This window comes from Mycobacterium shunyiense (assembly GCF_058270075.1).
In genome coordinates, this window is the sequence record NZ_JBZDPU010000040.1 from 536,154 (window position 1) to 553,979 (window position 17,826).

Sequence of the window (17,826 nt, forward strand, 5' to 3'; positions counted from 1 at the left end):
TTTTGGCGCGAGCGTGCGCTCGGCGTGCCGGCTAGACGCGCCCGCCCAGGTGCTCGGCGAGGAAGCGTTCGACGGCGTGGTACATGTCGATCTGGTTGTCGGGGTTGAGGAATCCGTGGCCTTCGTCCTCCTTGACCATGTATTCGACCTCGACCCCACGCTTGCGCAGCGCCTCGACCAGGTTGTCGGACTCGGCCTGCACTACACGAGAGTCGTTGGCGCCCTGGACAACCAGCAGCGGCGTGCGAATCTGATCGACCTTGGTGATGGGGGAGCGGGCCAGCATGTCGGCCTCCTGCTCAGGATCGTTGTGATTCCCGACGTAGAGGTGCCAGTTGTTGGCCAGGAACGGCCGGGCCACATTCGGCAGCGTTCGCATGAAGTTGGCCAGGCTGGAGATCCCGACGTAATCGACCGCCGCGGCGAAGACGTCCGGAGTGAACGTCACGCCGACCAGCGCAGCGTAACCGCCGTACGAGCCACCGAAGATCGCCACCTTGTCGCGGTCGGCATAACCCTGCTTGACAGCCCAGTCCACCGCGTCGATGAGATCGTCGTGCATCTTGCCGGCGAACTCACCGATCGCAGCCTTGGTGAACGCCTTGCCGTAGCCTGTCGAGCCGCGAAAGTTGACCTGTAGCACCGCATATCCGCGGTTGGCCAGCATCTGCACGTCTGGCTGGAAGCCCCAGCAATCCCGAGACCACGGGCCGCCGTGCACCAGCAGGACCAACGGCAGATCGGTCGGCTCGACTCCGACGGGCAAGGTCAGATACGAGTGCAGATCCAGCCCATCGCGTGCGGTTATGGTCACCGGCGTCATCGGTGCTAGTGAATCTGAATTCAGATTCGGATACGGCCGGAACAGTAGCCGACTCTCGCCGGTGGAGTGGTCGTAGAAGTAGGTCGCCCACGGGTGGCGGTCATGGGTGAAACTGGCCACCCATCGCTGGCCGCTGTCGTCGGAGGAGATGCCCCCGAGGTCGCCATCGGACAGTTTGGTCAGATTCTCCAGTACCGCAGCGAAATTCGGGTCGAGAGCATGAATCACCTGGCGTTCCCCGTAGTAGCGGGCGCCGATCAGTTCGCCCGTGCGCTCGCTCAGGATGAACGGCGACGGTAACACCATCTGGTTGCCCAGGTCGAACGTAGGGTGGCTGTCCATCTCGGTCTCTGAACCGGTGGCCACGTCGATGCGGGCCAGCCGGGTCCTGTCGGTACCCTCATTTGATCCGAGCCAGATGCCGGTGCCGTCCGGGGAGATGGCGACCGGGAAGATACCCAGCGGGTAATCGGTGCCGTCGTAGACCTTGATGGGTCGCAATGATGCTGTGGCCGAGTCCCATTGCGATATCTCGACGTCGCCGTCGGCCGTCAACGTGTTGGTGAACAGGTCACCGTTGGGGGCGCACAGCCACATGATGACATTGCCGGGGTTCTCGGCGAGAAGGGTGAGTTCTCCTGTCGCGATGTCGAGTTCGTACGCATCGACCAGTTCGGGATTGCGGTTGTTGGTCTGCACGATCGCTTTTCCGGGTCGGCCCTTGGTGAGGTCGAAGCTCGCCCTGGCTCCCGGAAACGGTGTGAGATCCACTGCGGCGGTGTCGGGGTTATCCAGGTCGATCCGGTAGACGTGGAAATTCTCGTCGCCGCCGTTGTCCTGCATGTAGAGCAGCCATCGTGGATCGTCGGTCCATTGGTAGATGTAGACGCTGCGGATTTCATCCGCGGTGACACAGCGTGGCGGAGTGTCACCGTCGAGGTCTTGGATCCATACGTTGAGGCGGTTCTTCCACGGCGCCAGATAGGCGATCTTGGTTCCGTCGGGCGAGATCCTGGCAGCTGTGCGCTCGGGCGGGCTGAAGAATTCCTCCACCGAGATGAGTTCGGGCAACGCCATGACGTTCCTTTCGCGGGTGTGGACAAGCTCTTTCGAGATGGGTTAGGACGCGACAGGGCCGCCGAGGCGCCCGTTGGTGGCGTCGCGGATCGCCCGGTCGATCAGCGAGAGTGCCTGCTCCTCGGTGACCGTTTTCCCCTCGACGATCACTGCTACGCTGACGTCCTCATCGACAACGCGGAACGCCCCGGTGACGGCGGCGGCGCAGAGTCGCACGGTGAGATCATCGGCGGGCAGGTTCAATCGGTCGGCGATCACCGGGATGAAGCCCTGCTCCATCCGGTCATGCACCATGAGGTAGGCAGTGCGCAGTGCCGGTTCCGATGGTGTCATGGTGGCGATCCGCATCGCGCTGATCTCATCGGCTATGTCCTGGGGCGCCAGCGGATGTGAAATCCCGTCGGCGGCAAGATGTTCGGCCAACGACAGGTCGTGCGGCCAGCGGTTCAAGATGGCGATGAACCGGTCGGCCGACTTGGCCAGTACTGGTTCGACGCAGCTCTCCTTCGCGCGGAAGTAGCGCCAGATCGTGCGCGTCGACAGCCCTGCCGCCGCGGCGATGTCGTCACCGCTGGTGGCGGCGACGCCTTGCTCCCAGAACAGCTTGCAGGCATGTCGTGACACCTCGAGGCGGGCCTGTTCCTGCTTTTCGCCCATCGACTCACCTTCCAGAACTTGTCACTTAGTGACAGCTCCAATGTGTCACTAAGTGACAGCGTCGTCAAGGTGTGCAGTTCAGGGTGGGTTTTGTTTCGCCGTTTTCTACGGCAGGGTTGTGCTTGCGCACGGAAAACAACCAGGACGTCGACATCGACGACACGTTGCCCGAGCTACTGTCGCCCGGCCGCCAGCAGGCCCGCCGAGGCGAACTTCAAACCGCTGCGAAGCTCGTCGAGCTGGATCGGGTCCTCGCTCTCGATGTAGCGCGTCGTAGTGGCCACGGCCATGTTGAAGAACAGCCACGCCAATGCCCGTGGGCTCAGCTCGTGGCGGTACTGGTCCCGGTAGTGCGCCATGTGCAGGGTGGTCATCGCCAGCAGCGTCGCGTTCAGGCCGGAGGCGTTTTCCAAGGTGCGGGCATAGTCCGGCCGGTCGGCGACGTAGCGGATCAACTTCCGGTTGGCGATCGTGAAGTCGATCAGGATGTCGATCGACGCCTGCATCGCATCTTGTGGCTGCTCGAGGGTGACCGACCGGAGCATGTCCTCGATCAGCGGCGCCTGCTCGGCGGCGAGCTGCTCGATTGCGGCATGGATGAGCTCTTCTTTGTTGGCGAAGTACTGGTAGATCGATCCCTTGCTGACGCCGGCCCGCGCCGCGACGGCGTTGGTGGTGATCTGATCGGGGTCGGTCTTCTTCAGCATCTTCACCGTCGTCGCGATGATTTTTGCGACCATCTCACGAGAACGCTCCTGCTGGGGCAGCTTGCGCTGCGCTGAAGTGCGGGTTTCCATTTCTGCCTCTGAGTTCAAATGCGACTTGAATGCGACCTGATGGTCAGATTACCGTCGGCTCACGCTCAAGGAGGTGCGCTGCATATGACCGCCACTACGGACGCCGTCAACCCGGTCGTCGACGAATCCGTTGACATCGAACTGGTTCCGCTCGACTCGCTGACCGGTGTGCACACCGGCCGGTGGACGTTCCTGATCGTCGACGGGGCGGCGTTCATGATGCAGGCGATGCATCCCGTCATCGCAGAGATCACCGGCCGCTATTCGGCTGCGTTCCACGGCGATCCGGGTGGGCGGGCGATTCGCAGCGTCGACTCGGTGCTGCGGTGGACCTATGGCGGCACCGAGGCGGTCGCCGAGGGGAACCGGGTGCGCGCTCTGCACCAGCCCATCACGATGAAGAGCGCCGAGACCGGGAAGCAGATCAGCGCGCTCAATCCCGAGGCATATCAATGGGTGATCGCCACCGGCTACATCGTCAACGCCGAAGGCGGGGGCAAGCTGCTGATCGGACGCGACTTCACCGACGATGAAAAGGACGAGCTGCTGCGGGACAACCGCCGACTCGCGCGACTGCTACACGTGCCGATGGGCGGCTATCCGACGACGCGTGCCGAGATGGCCGACTACTACGAGGCGATGATCGACAAGTTGGAGGGCACGCCCCAGGCCTTGCAACTGATCGAGGAGATGCAGACCGGCAACGTCGAGCTGCCGCCGTCGGTGCCGAAGCTGTTGCATCCCTTGGTGCGTCGGGCGCTGCGCCCGGCGCTGCGGTTCAACTACCTGTCTGTTGTCGGGCTGCTCGAGCCCCGGCTGCGGGCCAAGCTCGGTGTCACGTGGAGCGACGACGAAGAGCGTCAACTTCAGCGCATCTACACCGTCATCCGCGCTGCCTACCGCATCCTGCCCGATCGGCTCACCTACTTTCCGCTGGCCTATCACGCGCGGAAACACCATGAGTGCCTTGAGAAGATGAAGCAGCGCCAGCAGAAGTCCTTCGCCTACAACCTTTCGGGCGTCGACGGCACGCGCTGACGTCGACCGCTTCAGAACGTCCAGCTGCCAGAGGTCTGCAGGACGAACCCGTGATTGGTATTCGGGATGATGCAGGCGGTGAGGTTGCCCTTGTCGACCACACAGGTAGTGCCGGTGAGTGAGTCGATCAGTTTTTCGCCGGGGTTGAGCGTCTTGTCCCGCGTCGGTTCGCATGCCCCGTCGGCCGCACTGAAGGCAAACATCGGGTCGCCGGTTCTTTCCCCGTGGACCGACGAGCAGGCGCCGTTCAAGTCCGCGGGCAGTCCGGGCATGTTCCCGGTGCACCACGAAGCGGGACCGATCGCGCAGTTGAGACCGTCGGGCGTTCTGAAGAACAAGTACACATTCGCCCAGCGCTCCGGATAGGAAAACGGCCGACCGAATTGTGCGGCATCGACCGCCTTGAACTTTCTGAGGTCGGGAAACCCAGGCGGTTGAGCGCCGGCCTCGGGCGCAGGAAGGCCGAGGCAGGCCGCCGTGGCCGTGCGCGCAGCGAGAAGGCGCTTTCGGCTGGTCACGGAATTACCGTAACGCGCCTGATGACGGTCGATATGCACCGATTTCCCTCTCGAATCAGCAATCGGTTAGCCTCACGAATTAACACCCGTCAAGGAGATTGTCATGGTCGATCCGCGCACCCCTGTCATCGTCGGCGTCGGGCAGTTCACCGAACGCATCGACCTCGACGGCTATCGCGGGATGTCCTCGGTCGAGCTGGCCACCGAGGCGGCCAGGGCAGCGCTGCACGATTGCGGCGCCGACGCCGCTGCCGTGGCGCAGGCCATCGACACCGTGGCGGGCACGCGGCAGTTCGAGATCTCCGGTCCGCAGTCGCCGACCGTGGGTCTGTCCAACAACTACCCGCGCTCCGTCGCGCGCAACGTCGGCGCCGAGCCGGCCCGGGCGATCCTCGAGGTGATCGGCGGCCAGAGCCCGCAGCATCTCGTCACCGAGTTTGCCGGCGCCATCGCGGCGGGCGAGGCCGAGGCGGTGCTGCTGTTCGGTTCGGAGAACACCTCGACGCTGCGGCACTTCTCCAAGCGCGACGACAAGCCGGACCACTCGGAGACGATCGAGGGCCAGCTCGAGGACCGCGGCTACGGTTACGACGGCATCTTCGACGAGTACACGATCAAGCACGGTCTGATCGGCGCCCCGGTGCAGTACGGCCTGCTCGAGAATGCCCGCCGGGCACGGGTGGGACTGTCTGTGGCGGACTACCGGCAGGCGATGGCAGAACTGTTCGCGCCGTTCTCCAAGGTGGCAGCCAAGAACCCCTATTCGTCTGCGCCGGTGGAGCGTTCGGCCGAGGAGCTGGCCACCGTCACCGAGAGCAACCGGATGATCTGCGATCCGTATCCGCGCATGATGGTGGCGCGCGACCAGGTCAACCAGGGTGCTGCGGTCCTGCTGATGTCGGTCGCGACCGCCCAGAAACTCGGTGTGCCAGAAGAGAAGTGGGTGTACCTGCGCGGTCACGCCGACATGAAGGAAATCAAGCTGCTCGAGCGCGCCGAACTCGGCTACAGCGAGGCCGCGGTGATCGCCGTGAACGAGGCTTTGCGGATCGCCGGTATCGGACTCGACGACGTCGCGGCCTTCGATCTCTACAGCTGCTTCCCGTTCCCGGTGTTCAACATCTGCGACGGCACCGGCCTGGCCCCCGACGACGAACGTGGCCTGACGCTCACCGGTGGCCTGCCCTTCTTCGGCGGCCCGGGCAACAACTACTCGATGCACGGCATCGCCGAGGCCGTCAACGAAATGCGCGACAAGCCAGGTCAATTCGCGCTTATCGGTGGCAACGGCGGTATCGCGAGCAAGTATTCGGTCGGCATCTACTCCACCGAGCCCGCCGACTGGGTGGCCGACGGCAGCGCCGCCCTGCAAGACGAGTTCGATGCGCAGGAGCGCGTCGCCATCACCGAAATGGCCGACGGCCCGGCGACCATCGAGACGTACACCGTCCGCTACGACTGGACGCCGCGCACCGGCATCATCATCGGGCGTCTGGATTCCGACGGCAGCCGCTTCCTGGCGACGGCGACCGACGAGGCGCTGGTGCAGTTGCTCTCCGAGGGCGAGCCGCTCGGGGTGAAGATCATGGTCCAGTCCGGCGAGAAGCGGAACACCGCGACGCTGGCGTAAGGCGCGCACCCGCGTCGGACCAACGCGAAATCAACGCCATGGTCGTTCCCCTCGAACTTTTACGACCATGGCGTTGATTAGGGCGCTAACGGGACAGAGCTAGACGAGCGTCGCCAACTTGCCCGCGAGCCGCTCGACGTATGCCGATACCTCGGCCTCGGACTTGTCCGGCAGCCCGAACAGCACTTCGGTGACGCCCAGTTCGCGCCAGTGTGCGAGCTTCTCGGGGTCCGGCTTGAAGTCCAGCGCCACGATCTGCGGTGCACCGTCTCGCCCGGCGGCGGCCCAGGTGTCCTGCAGCAGCTTGACGGGCTCGTCGATGTTGAAGTCGCGTGGCGTGGTGATCCAGCCGTCGGCCGACTTGGCGATCCACTTGAAGTTCTTCTCGTTGCCGGCCGCACCGACCAGGACCGGGATGTGCGACTGCACGGGCTTGGGCCAGGCCCACGACGGCCCGAAGTTCACGAATTCGCCTTCGTAGGAGGCCTCTTCCTGGGTCCACAGTGCGCGCATGGCTTCCAGGTATTCGCGCAGCATGGTGCGGCGCCGGCCCGGGGGAACGTTGTGGTCGGTGAGTTCGTCGGTGTTCCAACCGAATCCGACGCCCAGTGACACGCGTCCGCCGGACAGGTGGTCCAGGGTGGCGATGGATTTGGCCAGCGTGATCGGGTCGTGCTCGACGGGCAGCGCGACGGCCGTCGACAACCGCACCCGCGAGGTCACCGCGCACGCGGTGCCCAGCGATACCCATGGATCGAGGGTGCGCATGTAGCGGTCGTCGGGCAGAGACTCGTCACCGGTGGTCGGGTGAGCGGCCTCCCGCTTGATGGGGATGTGGGTGTGCTCGGGGACGTAGAACGTCGTGAAGCCGTGATCGTCGGCGAGTTTGGCGGCCTTGGCCGGGGCGATGCCGCGGTCACTGGTGAAGAGAACAAGCCCATAGTCCATGACCAGAATTAGAACGTGTTTCAGTCTCAGTAGCAAGACGGTGCGTCTCGTGGGGCGGTGGGGCGAAGAGAAAACTTCACCGCGAGCGATACCCGCGACGTGCGCCGATGCGTTTGCTGGGATCACCGGCATGACGACCGAACGCATCGCCGACCACGTCAAGTTCGCCTACTGGGTGCCCAACGTCAGTGGCGGCCTGGTCACCAGCGATATCGAGCAGCGCACCGACTGGAACTACGAGTACAACAAGAAACTCGCGCAGACCGCGGAGGTCAACGGCTTCGAGTACGCGCTGTCGCAGGTTCGCTACGAGGCCAGCTACGGCGCGGAGTACCAGCACGAATCCACCAGCTTCAGTCTCGCCCTGTTGCTGGCCACCCAGAAGCTCAAGGTCATCGCCGCAGTTCATCCGGGTCTCTGGCAGCCGGCGGTGTTGGCCAAGCTCGGTGCCACCGCGGACCACCTCAGCAATGGCCGCTTCGCCGTCAACGTCGTCTCCGGCTGGTTCAAGGACGAGTTCACCCACCTGGGTGAACCCTGGCTCGAACACGACGAGCGCTACCGGCGCAGCGCGGAATTCCTGCAGGTTCTCCGCAAGATCTGGACCGAGGACGACGTCGATTTCCGCGGCGACTTCTACCGGATCCACGATTTCACGCTCAAGCCCAAGCCGCTCAACACCCCCGAGCGTCCCAACCCCGAGCTGTTCCAGGGCGGCAACTCGACCGCGGCCCGTCGTAACGGCGGCTATCACGCCGACTGGTACTTCTCCAACGGCAAAGACTTCGACGGCCTCACCGAACAGCTCGTCGAGGTACGCGATCACGCGCGCAACGCAGATAGAGAGGTGAAGTTCGGTCTCAACGGGTTCATCATCGCCCGCGACACAGAGAAAGAGGCGAAGGAAGTCCTCCGCGAAATCGTGGCCAAGGCCAACAAGCCCGCGGTCGAAGGCTTCCGCAGTGCGGTGCAACAGGCCGGCAACTCCACGGGTGACAAGAAGGGTATGTGGGCCGATTCCAGTTTCGAAGATCTGGTGCAGTACAACGACGGCTTCCGCACCCAGCTGATCGGCACACCTGAGCAGATCGCCGAACGCATCGCCGCCTACCGCAAACGTGGCGTGGACCTGATCCTCGGCGGGTTCCTGCATTTCCAAGAGGAAATCGAGTACTTCGGTGCCAACGTGCTGCCGCTGGTTCGCGAAATCGAGGCAGCCGAAACAGATTCCGCTGACGCACCCGTCCTGGTATCAGCTTGAGACCGCGCTGACACCACGCACGCGCGCCCGGCACCCAGGCGGGTGCGCTAGCGTGGAAGATCGAATCGCTCACGTGGTCGGTATTCATGCCTGCGTGAACACACGTCGCGAAGCTTGATAGCACAGGAGAGGTCATGACCTACCCGCCCAGTAATCCCGGATACCCGCCGCCGAACCCGCAGTCGGGTTCGCAGTTCGACGCCACCCAGCAGTTCGCCAAGGCGGTCCCCGCACCGGCTCCGGCAGCCCCGGCAGCGGCCCCGGCCGCCGCGCAACCCGGCGAGAACAAGCTGCCCGAGATCCTGCTGGCAGTCGTGGCCATCGCCGGCCTGCTCATCTACTTTGTGAGCTTCGCCCTCGATGCCTCGACCTCGCAGGGAATGGTCGTGCTCGTCGCGCTGCCACTGTTGGCAGGTCTTTTGGCCGGTGTCAGCCTGCTGCCCAAGCAGAACAAGTACACGGGAGTGGTCGCAGCCATCGCGACGATTCCGTTCTTGTTCGTGATCGGCGCCGTGGTGTCCAGCGGTGGATCGGCCGACTGGACCATCTGGGTTCTCCTGGTCCTCACTCTGGTCCAGGCCGGTGCCGCCATCGCCGCGCTCCTGTTCGAAGCGGGCATCATCACGCCCCCGGCGCCCAAGCCGCAGTTCGACCAGCAGCCGCAGTACGGCCAGTACGGTGGCCCGTCGCAGTACTACGGTCAGCAGCACCAGCCGCAGCACGGTGGCCAGCCCTACCAGCAGGCTCAGCCGCAGCAGCCCGGATATCCCTCGCAGTACGGCGGCTACTCCGGCGGCCCGAACACCGGTGGCTACCCCGTGCAGTCCCCGCAGGGCCAGCAGGGTCAGCAGCCGAGCGGTCCGCCGACGCCTCCGACCGGCTACCCCACCTACGGCCAGCCACAGCAGTCGGGCTCCTCGGCGCCCTCCGGCGCTCCGGCACAGCAGCCGCCTTCACAGCAATCTGGCCCTGCGCCGTCGTAAGCTGATCGGCGCGTGCGCTTCCCGCGCACGCGCCGATCATTGCGAGGAGCAGCCCACCAAGTGAGTAACCGGCCAGTCGGCACCCGCCAGGCGCGTGAGTTGCTCCGGGTCGCGTTCGGGCCGTCCGTCGTCGCGCTGGTGGTCATCGCCGCGGTTGTGTTGTTGCAACTACTGATCGCCAACAGCGATATGACGGGCGCGCTCGGTGCGATCGCCAGCATGTGGCTGGGCGTGCACCAGGTGCCAGTCTCCATCGGCGGCCGCGAGCTGGGTGTGATGCCGCTGCTGCCGGTGATGGCGATGGTCTGGGGCACCGCGCGCACGACCGCCGCGGCCACCGCCCCGAATTCCTCCTGGTTCGTCACCCGCTGGGTCGTCGCCTCGGCATTGGGCGGGCCCATTCTGATCGCGGCCCTCCTGCTGGCCGTCATTCATGACGCCGCCTCGGTCATCGGCGAACTACAGACCCCCAATGCCCTGCGGGCTTTCTGCAGCGTGCTGCTGGTGCACGTGATCGGTGCGCTGATCGGCGTCGGGTCCAAAGTGGGCCGACGTACGTTGGCCGTCCTGCCGCTGCCGGATTGGCTGCCCGACGCGATCCGGGCCGCCGTCGCCGGCGTCCTCGCCCTGTTCGGGCTTTCCGGTGCGGTGACTGCGGTGTCCCTGGTGGTGCATTGGGGCACGATGCACGATCTGTTCGCGATCACCGACAGCCTTTTCGGCCAGCTCAGCCTCACGCTGTTGTCGATCCTCTATATCCCCAACGTGATCGTGGGAGCCTCGGCCATCGCGGTCGGATCCAGCGCCCATGTCGGGTTGGCCGCCTTCAGCTCGTTCACCGTGTTCGGCGGCGACATTCCCGCGGTGCCGGTGCTGGCCGCGGTGCCCACGCCGCCGCTGGGCCCGATCTGGGTGGCGCTCCTGATCGTGGGAGCGGCGTCGGCCGTGGCGGTGGGTCAGCAGTGTGCACGACGGCCGCTCCCGATCGGGGCGGCCACCGGGAAGTTACTGGTGGCCTCGGCTCTGGCCGCGGTGACGATGGCGCTGGCCGGTTTCGCCGGTGGCGGTCGGCTGGGCAATTTCGGTTCCGTTGGGGTGGATCAGGCGACGTTCGCGCCTGCGGTGTTCCTGTGGTTCGTCGGGATCGGTGGACTGACGGTGGCGATGTCCGGTGGACTGACCCGCAAGCCCCGACCGGTGGCCCCGCCCAAGCCGGAGCCCGAGCCGGTATCCCCGCAGCCCGAACCAGAGGTTGAGGAAGAGCCTGAAACCGACGTCGTCGACGAGGACGTCGTCGCCTACGACGAGCCAGACCCGGAACCGGAGCTCGAACCCGACGAGCCGCTGGTGTCCTGGTCGGCCGAGGAGACGCAGGCCGACGAGCCCGCGCCCGAGTACGTCGATCGGTATGTCGAGTACGACGACGTGCAGGAAACCGTCCACGAACCCAGCCCCCGGCGTTATGAAGACCTCGATGACGATCCCGAGGACCACTTCATCGTCGACGACATCCCCGACGACCCAGCGACCGGCGATCAGCCGCGCCGTGCGGGCGACTAGGCTGCTGCGCGTGCAGCAACCGTTACAAGTGCCTCCGAGTGCACCGGCACGGCTGGTAGTGCTGGCTTCGGGGACCGGGTCGTTGCTCGCCTCGCTACTGGCCGCCGCCGTCGACGACTATCCGGCGCGCGTCGTCGCAGTCGGCACCGACCGCAAATGTGCCGCGCTGGACATCGCGGCCGCGGCAGGGGTGCCGTCGTACACCGTGCGACTTGGCGATCATCCAGACCGCGGCGCCTGGGATACCGCGCTCACCGAGGCCACCGCCGAGCACCAGCCGGACCTGGTGGTCTCGGCCGGGTTCATGAAAATCTTGGGCGGCCAGTTCCTTTCCCGTTTCCCCGGCCGCGTCGTCAATACCCACCCCGCACTGCTGCCCGCGTTCCCCGGGGCGCATGCGGTGCCCGAGGCGTTGGCGTACGGCGTGCGGGTGACGGGCTGCACGGTGCATCTCGTGGACTCCGGCATGGATACCGGGCCGATTCTGGCCCAGCAGGCCATCGAGGTGATCGATGATGACACCGAAGAGACTTTGCATGAGCGCATCAAGGTGGTCGAACGTCGACTGCTGGTGGATGTGTTGGCCGCGCTGGCAACCCGCGGCGTGACCTGGACTGGACGAAAGGCGACCATCGGATGTTGAGGATGACAGCGTGAGCGAGAAGAAACCGATCCGGCGAGCGCTGATCAGTGTCTACGACAAGACCGGGCTGGCCGATCTGGCCCGCGGCCTGCACGAGGCGGGCGTGGCCATCGTCTCCACCGGGTCGACCGCCAAAACCATTGCCGCCGCCGGTGTTCCGGTGACCCCAGTCGAAGATGTCACCGGCTTCCCCGAGGTGCTCGACGGCCGCGTCAAGACCCTGCACCCGCGCGTGCACGCCGGCCTGCTGGCCGACACCCGCAAGCCCGAACACGTTGCGGCCCTGGCCGAGCTCGAGGTCGAGGCGTTCGAGCTCGTGGTGGTGAACCTCTACCCGTTCACCGAGACCGTGGAGTCCGGGGCGTCGGTGGACGAATGTGTCGAGCAGATCGACATCGGCGGGCCGTCCATGGTTCGCGCGGCCGCCAAGAACCACCCGAGCGTGGCCGTGGTCGTGGATCCGCTGGGCTATGACGGCGTGCTGGCCGCGGTCCGCGCGGGCGGTTTCACCCTCGACGAGCGGAAGAAGCTGGCGTCGTTGGCCTTCCGGCACACCGCCGAGTACGACGTGGCCGTTGCCGGCTGGATGGGGTCGACGCTGGCGCCCGCGGAAGATTCGGTGCCTGCGTCCTTGCCCCAGTGGTTCGGGGGTACCTGGCACCGCAGCGCGGTCCTGCGCTACGGCGAGAACCCGCATCAGCAGGCCGCGGTGTACCGCGACGACTCCGCGTGGCCCGGACTGGCCCAGGCCGAGCAGCTGCACGGCAAGGAGATGTCCTACAACAACTACACCGACGCCGATGCGGCGTGGCGGGCGGCGTTCGACCACGAAGAGATCTGCGTGGCGATCATCAAGCACGCCAACCCGTGTGGCATCGCGATCTCCTCGGAATCCGTCGCCGACGCGCATCGCAAGGCCCACGAGTGCGATCCGCTGAGCGCGTTCGGCGGCGTCATCGCCTCCAACACCGAGGTCAGTGTCGAGATGGCCGAGACCGTCGCCGACATCTTCACCGAGGTCATCATCGCCCCGGCCTATGAGGCCGGCGCAGTGGAAATCCTGGCGCGCAAGAAGAACATCCGCATCCTGGTGGCTTCCGAGCCTCTGGTCGGCGGCATCGAGCTGCGCCAGATCAGCGGCGGCGTCCTGCTTCAGCAGCGCGATGCACTCGACGCCGAAGGCGATGATCCCGCCAACTGGACCCTGGCCACCGGTGAGCCGGCCGATCCGCAGACGCTGAGCGATCTGGTCTTCGCCTGGCGGGCCTGCCGCGCGGTGAAGTCCAACGCGATCGTGATCGCCAAGGACGGCGCCACCGTGGGTGTCGGTATGGGACAGGTGAATCGCGTCGACGCCGCCGGACTGGCAGTGCAGCGTGCGGGCGACCGCGTGCCCGGTTCGGTCGGTGCCTCCGATGCCTTCTTCCCGTTCCCCGACGGCTTGGAGACGCTGACCAACGCTGGCGTCAAGGCTGTCGTGCACCCGGGTGGATCGGTGCGTGACGCCGAGGTGACCGCCGCCGCCGAGGCGGCGGGCATCACGCTCTACCTCACCGGTGCAAGGCATTTCGCGCACTAGTTTGGGGTCTCTTCGGACTGCCGCACCGCCTTTTTGCCGCCGCCCTTCGCACTGCCGCACCGCCGTTTTCTACACCAGGGCTGTAGATCGCGTGGTCTAGCGACCCTGGCGTAGAAAACGGTGCATGGCTGCCACGAGGGTGTGCGCCAATTTCTACCTCTGGGCTGTGACGGGTTCACGATCGCGACCCTGGTGTAGAGAACGGCGTCGCGCCGCACTATCCACAGCGCGCGGTTCATCCACAGAATCGACTGAGGCGTACGTGGGCACCGTCAATCCGTCGGTCACGCTGCCGACCATCGGTGCCCATGAACGCGCCATTCATCGGATCCGAAGCACTGGCAGCCGGCGTCCTCACGCGAGGGCAGCTGCGATGGCGTTACACCTCGGCGCACCCACGCGTGTATCTGTCGAAGAATGCTGTCGCAACGCTGGCAGACAACACCATGGCCGCGTGGTTGTGGACTGGCCGTCGCGGGATCATCGCCGGCCGCGCGGCGGCAGCGCTTCATGGGGCGCAATGGGTCGACGACGACGCTCCTGTAGAACTGATCGCCGAGCATGGGCGTCGCAGGCGCGGCGTCATCGTGCGCGAGGAACGTATCAGGCCCGATGAGATCTGCCGGATTGGCGAGTTCAGCGTCACCACACCGCTCCGCACGGCGCTTGATCTCGCGCGTTTTCTTCCTCGCGAGGACGCGGTCGCCCACCTCGACGCGCTGGCCATCGCCACGGGCGTCGAAGCGGCGCCGGTGCTCGAACTGGCAGCCCGATATCGCAGTCTGCGTGGAATACGAAGTGCCCGAACGGCCCTCGACCTGATGGACCCCGGTGGTCAATCTCCGAAGGAGACTTGGCTGCGGCTGCTCCTGATCGATGCGGGGTTTCGACGACCCCGCACTCAGATCCGGGTGACCGATGGTTTCGCCGAGGCGTTCATCGACATGGGTTATGACGACGTCAAAGTCGGCCTCGACTACTTGGGCAAGCACCACGCCACGGACCGGCCCCGCTATGTGCACGACATTGGGCGCAACGCGCTCATCGAACGTGAAGGGTGGATCAACATCCACGTCGTGGCCGAACACAGCAAAGCATTCATCCTGTACCGCGTGCGAGAGGCCTTTGCGCGGCGCGACGCTTCGCCGTTTTCTACGTGAGGGTCGCTAGACCACAAGGTCTGCAGCCCAGGCGTAGAAAACGGCGCGGACGTCTGGCCGGGCAGTTCACGGTTTTCTACACCAGGGTTGCTGGACCGTGAGATCAACAGCCCACACGTAGAAAACGGCGCGATGGCGGGGCGCACTGCGCAGGCGAGGTGCAGGCGCGCCATGGCGAGGCGCGGCGTCGCATTCGAGCCGCCAAACGGCAGCCCTTACGCGCTCGCCTCGTCCTCGACCTCAGCGGTCGCGTACGCGATGAACGACGTGATCTCATCGACGGCGTGCCGCGCGTCGGGGTTGATGTCGAAGCTCAGCTGGAACATGTGCATAGCCCTGTCCCACACCTGGACCCACGCCGGAACACCGGCGGCCTGCAGCTTGTCGGCCAGGGCGAAGGCGTCGTTGAGCAGCATCTCGTGAGTGCCCACCTGGAGCAGGAACGGGCCGAGCCCGTGCAGGTCCGCCTCAGGCGGCATCACCGGCGTGGGCCGGGTGCCGTTGACCGTGGCGAACACGTCGTAGATGAACTTCACGGTCATGAACGGGAACATCACGTCGCGATGCTCTTGCAGCGCACGGTATTTCAGGTCCATGTCGGACGAGGTCAGCGGTGAGAGCAGGACCTGCCCGGCGGGAACCGGCAGCCCGGCGTCGCGGGCCGCCAGGGCGGTGTCGGCGGCCATCAGTCCGCCGGCCGAGTCCCCGGCCAGGACAATTCGATTGGGTGCGAACCCGAGCGACAGCGCCAGGCGGTAGCCGTCGAGCCCGTCGGCCACGGCGTCCTCGATGTCGGCCTGCGGGGCCAGGCGGTAGCCGACGTTGAGCACGCGCGCCCCGGTGGCCGCGGAAAGCTTCGACACGAAGCGGCGGTGCGAGTTGAGGCCGAGGGTCACCAGCGCCGAGCCGTGCAGGTAGACGATCACCCGGTCGGAGTCGCGGGCCTCGGGGGCGATCACCCATTCGGCCGGGCAGTTGGGCAGCGCCACCGGTGTCACCTCGGTGCCGGGCAGCGGCTTGATGAACCGCAGCGGCCGGTCGATGACGTCGAGGTGTGCACGCTGCAGCACCGCAGGGGCGACGCGGTTGATGCCCATTCCGATCAGGGTCAGCAGACCCAGCAATGGGCGGACGAAGATCGCGGTGGTCCAGCCGAGTGCTCTGGACTGCAAGGATGCGGGGCCGAAGTGCACGGTGGCCGGCCGGCTACGCCAATCGAGCGAATTCACGGTACCTAGGGTACCGGGTACCTGAAATCGCTCGGATCAGGGCAGGGTGACGGTGGCCTGGGCTTCGATCGCCTTGTTGACGTCGGTCAACGCGCTCCTGTCGCGTTCCAGCGCGTCGGCGTTGATCTGCAGCACGTACACCGCGCCGGGCGCCTGGATCACGATGGTGGTCTGGGTGATCGCTCGCCGCTGTTCGGCCTTCGCGTACGAGCCGGCCAGGTGGACCGAGGGGAATCCGCTGATCTCCCCGCGCGTCACGTCACCATTCGCCTTGTACTCCGCCAGGTTCTGCAGTTCGTTGGGGGCGAACTCGAGCAGCTTGTCGGGATCGACGTCACCGGTCAGCTTGGAGATCAGCGAGATGACCGACGGCGGATCCGGCGGGTTTGTCGGGTCGTTGACCATCGCCGAGTACGCCCAGGCCGGTGTGCGGGTGCCTGCGTCGATCCAGCCGGGCGGAGTCGGCCAGTTGAACACCGGTGCGCCCGGATCGCCGCGGTGGACCGGCGTTTCGACGAGGCCACTCTGCTTGATGTAGTCGGCAATGGTGAAGGCGTGTGCGGGTGCCTTGGGGGCGGTTGTGGTCTTCTCGCCGGAGGCATCGGTGGCGGTCGCGGACGTGGTGTCGCCGCCTGGGATGTCTTCTTCGCCTCCGGAGGTGACGGCGAAGACGATGCCACCGATGAGCAGGACCACCCCGGCGATCGCGGCCGCAGCCAGGACGACATTGCGCCGGTTGGTCGACTTCTTCGGGATCGGGGTGTGCGGCAACGGCGGCGGCCCGAAGTTGGTCTGCGGCGGCCCCACCGGCCCGGGCGGTCCCGACGGCCCGCTGAGGCCCTGCATGCCGACCGGCGTATTGCTCGCGACGGGTTGGCGCGAGGAGTTTTCGTTGCCTGCCCACGACGAGGTGAACACCGGCGGTTCTGACGGCGGTGCCTGCCGCGGGTTCGACGGCGAGAGTGGCGTCGGCGAGACGGGCGCCGGCGGCGGGTTCACCGGCTTCGGGATGATCAGGGGCGTGGTGGGCGGCGCCGGCTCGTGGGCCGGAGTCGGCGTACGCACCTCGGGGGTGGTTCCGGTGGCCGCCTCGGCCAGCGCGACGGCGAAGTCGTGGCAGGTGTCGTAACGGTCCTTGGCGTCCTTGGACAGCGCCTTGGCCATCACCGAATCGAACACGGCCAGTTCGGGTTTCGTGTCAGCCAGCTTCGGTGGCGGGGAGTTCAGGTGGTGGCTGATCACCACGGCAGGGTTGCTGTGCGCGAACGGCGGAGTACCGGTGAACAGGCGGTACGCCGTAGCGGCGAGCGAGTACTGGTCGGCCCGGCCGTCGAGGGGCTGTCCCATCAACTGTTCGGGCGCGGTGTAGGACATCGAGCCCACGGTGATGTTGGTCGAGGTGAGCCCGTTGACCTCGTCGGCGCGCCGTGCGATGCCGAAGTCGGTCAGCATGATGCGGCGCTTGGAACCCTGTTTGCTGGTCAGCAGGATGTTGGCGGGTTTCACGTCGCGGTGCAGCAGCTTGCGCTGGTGCGCGTAGTCCAGTGCGTCGCCGACGGCGGTGACGACCTCGATGACATCTTCGGCCGGCATGCCCTTGGGGTACTGGTCGTGCAGAAGCTTGGCCGCGTCGTGCCCGTCGACGAAATCCATCGAGATCCACAACCGGCCCTCGAATTCGCCGCGGTCGTGCACGCCCACGATGTGCGGATGCCACAGCGTGGCCGCCATGTCCGCCTCGCGGATGAACCGCTGCCGGAATTCGTTGTCGGAGCTGACACTGATGGGCAGCACTTTGAGAGCGTCCTCGCGGGGTAACCGCGGGTGGGACGCCAAATAGACCTCGCCCATGCCACCAGTGCCCACCAACCGCACGATGGTGAACCCTGCGAATTCCTGACCGCTAGCCAACGGCATGGAGCG

The 17,826-nt window shown here is 65.9% G+C and carries 15 protein-coding genes; 8 read left to right on the forward strand and 7 right to left on the reverse strand.

The window, feature by feature from the left end; all coding sequences use genetic code 11:
- Window positions 1–31: 31 nt before the first annotated feature.
- The 3 genes from AC4ELH_RS33145 to AC4ELH_RS33155 all read right to left on the reverse strand — a co-directional run bounded on the left by AC4ELH_RS33145 (window position 32) and on the right by AC4ELH_RS33155 (window position 3,297).
- The gene (locus AC4ELH_RS33145; RefSeq protein WP_498889066.1) at window positions 32–1,900 is read right to left on the reverse strand and encodes a S9 family peptidase; all 1,869 of its coding nucleotides are present in this window, start codon (window positions 1,898–1,900) and stop codon (window positions 32–34) included.
- A gap of 42 nt (window positions 1,901–1,942) precedes the next feature.
- Window positions 1,943–2,557: a TetR/AcrR family transcriptional regulator gene (locus tag AC4ELH_RS33150; protein WP_448441922.1), complete on the reverse strand. Its 615-nt coding sequence runs from the start codon at window positions 2,555–2,557 to the stop codon at window positions 1,943–1,945.
- Between the two features lie 173 nt (window positions 2,558–2,730).
- On the reverse strand, window positions 2,731–3,297 hold the full coding sequence (locus AC4ELH_RS33155) for a TetR/AcrR family transcriptional regulator (protein WP_448442377.1): 567 nt from the start codon (window positions 3,295–3,297) through the stop codon (window positions 2,731–2,733).
- A gap of 141 nt (window positions 3,298–3,438) precedes the next feature.
- Between AC4ELH_RS33155 and AC4ELH_RS33160 the strand changes: the two genes are divergently transcribed.
- The gene (locus tag AC4ELH_RS33160) at window positions 3,439–4,392 is read left to right on the forward strand and encodes an oxygenase MpaB family protein (protein WP_448441924.1); all 954 of its coding nucleotides are present in this window, start codon (window positions 3,439–3,441) and stop codon (window positions 4,390–4,392) included.
- An 11-nt stretch (window positions 4,393–4,403) separates the two neighbouring features.
- Here AC4ELH_RS33160 and AC4ELH_RS33165 read toward each other — a convergent pair whose 3' ends face one another.
- Window positions 4,404–4,910 carry a hypothetical protein gene (locus AC4ELH_RS33165; RefSeq protein ID WP_448457035.1) on the reverse strand — a complete coding sequence of 169 codons (507 nt, stop codon included), beginning with the start codon at window positions 4,908–4,910 and terminating at the stop codon, window positions 4,404–4,406.
- A 103-nt stretch (window positions 4,911–5,013) separates the two neighbouring features.
- Between AC4ELH_RS33165 and AC4ELH_RS33170 the strand changes: the two genes are divergently transcribed.
- A complete protein-coding gene (locus tag AC4ELH_RS33170; protein WP_448441928.1) occupies window positions 5,014–6,540 on the forward strand; it encodes an acetyl-CoA acetyltransferase in 1,527 nt (508 codons plus the stop codon).
- 99 nt (window positions 6,541–6,639) lie between these two features.
- Here the strand turns inward: AC4ELH_RS33170 and AC4ELH_RS33175 are convergent, their stop codons facing one another.
- Window positions 6,640–7,488, reverse strand: coding sequence for an LLM class F420-dependent oxidoreductase (locus AC4ELH_RS33175; protein WP_064959076.1), 849 nt, complete (start codon window positions 7,486–7,488; stop codon window positions 6,640–6,642).
- 130 nt (window positions 7,489–7,618) lie between these two features.
- Here AC4ELH_RS33175 and sfnG point away from each other — a divergent pair, with 130 nt between their 5' ends.
- The 6 genes from sfnG to AC4ELH_RS33205 all read left to right on the forward strand — a co-directional run bounded on the left by sfnG (window position 7,619) and on the right by AC4ELH_RS33205 (window position 14,674).
- Window positions 7,619–8,749, forward strand: coding sequence for a dimethylsulfone monooxygenase SfnG (sfnG, locus tag AC4ELH_RS33180; protein ID WP_064959077.1), 1,131 nt, complete (start codon window positions 7,619–7,621; stop codon window positions 8,747–8,749).
- A gap of 134 nt (window positions 8,750–8,883) precedes the next feature.
- On the forward strand, window positions 8,884–9,732 hold the full coding sequence (locus AC4ELH_RS33185) for a DUF5336 domain-containing protein (protein WP_448441929.1): 849 nt from the start codon (window positions 8,884–8,886) through the stop codon (window positions 9,730–9,732).
- 60 nt (window positions 9,733–9,792) lie between these two features.
- Window positions 9,793–11,292 carry a cell division protein PerM gene (locus AC4ELH_RS33190; protein WP_498889072.1) on the forward strand — a complete coding sequence of 500 codons (1,500 nt, stop codon included), beginning with the start codon at window positions 9,793–9,795 and terminating at the stop codon, window positions 11,290–11,292.
- Window positions 11,293–11,302: 10 nt separating this feature from the next.
- Window positions 11,303–11,935: a phosphoribosylglycinamide formyltransferase gene (purN, locus tag AC4ELH_RS33195; RefSeq protein ID WP_498889074.1), complete on the forward strand. Its 633-nt coding sequence runs from the start codon at window positions 11,303–11,305 to the stop codon at window positions 11,933–11,935.
- A 10-nt stretch (window positions 11,936–11,945) separates the two neighbouring features.
- Window positions 11,946–13,514 carry a bifunctional phosphoribosylaminoimidazolecarboxamide formyltransferase/IMP cyclohydrolase gene (gene purH / locus AC4ELH_RS33200; RefSeq protein ID WP_064882573.1) on the forward strand — a complete coding sequence of 523 codons (1,569 nt, stop codon included), beginning with the start codon at window positions 11,946–11,948 and terminating at the stop codon, window positions 13,512–13,514.
- Window positions 13,515–13,822: 308 nt separating this feature from the next.
- Window positions 13,823–14,674, forward strand: a complete 852-nt coding sequence (locus AC4ELH_RS33205) for a hypothetical protein (RefSeq protein WP_498889528.1) — start codon at window positions 13,823–13,825, stop codon at window positions 14,672–14,674.
- A 215-nt stretch (window positions 14,675–14,889) separates the two neighbouring features.
- Here the strand turns inward: AC4ELH_RS33205 and AC4ELH_RS33210 are convergent, their stop codons facing one another.
- Complete coding sequence (locus AC4ELH_RS33210) at window positions 14,890–15,903, reverse strand: alpha/beta hydrolase (protein ID WP_498889076.1); 1,014 nt, start codon at window positions 15,901–15,903, stop codon at window positions 14,890–14,892.
- A gap of 36 nt (window positions 15,904–15,939) precedes the next feature.
- A complete protein-coding gene (locus tag AC4ELH_RS33215; RefSeq protein WP_498889078.1) occupies window positions 15,940–17,820 on the reverse strand; it encodes an LpqN/LpqT family lipoprotein in 1,881 nt (626 codons plus the stop codon).
- Between the last annotated feature and the right edge of the window lie 6 nt (window positions 17,821–17,826).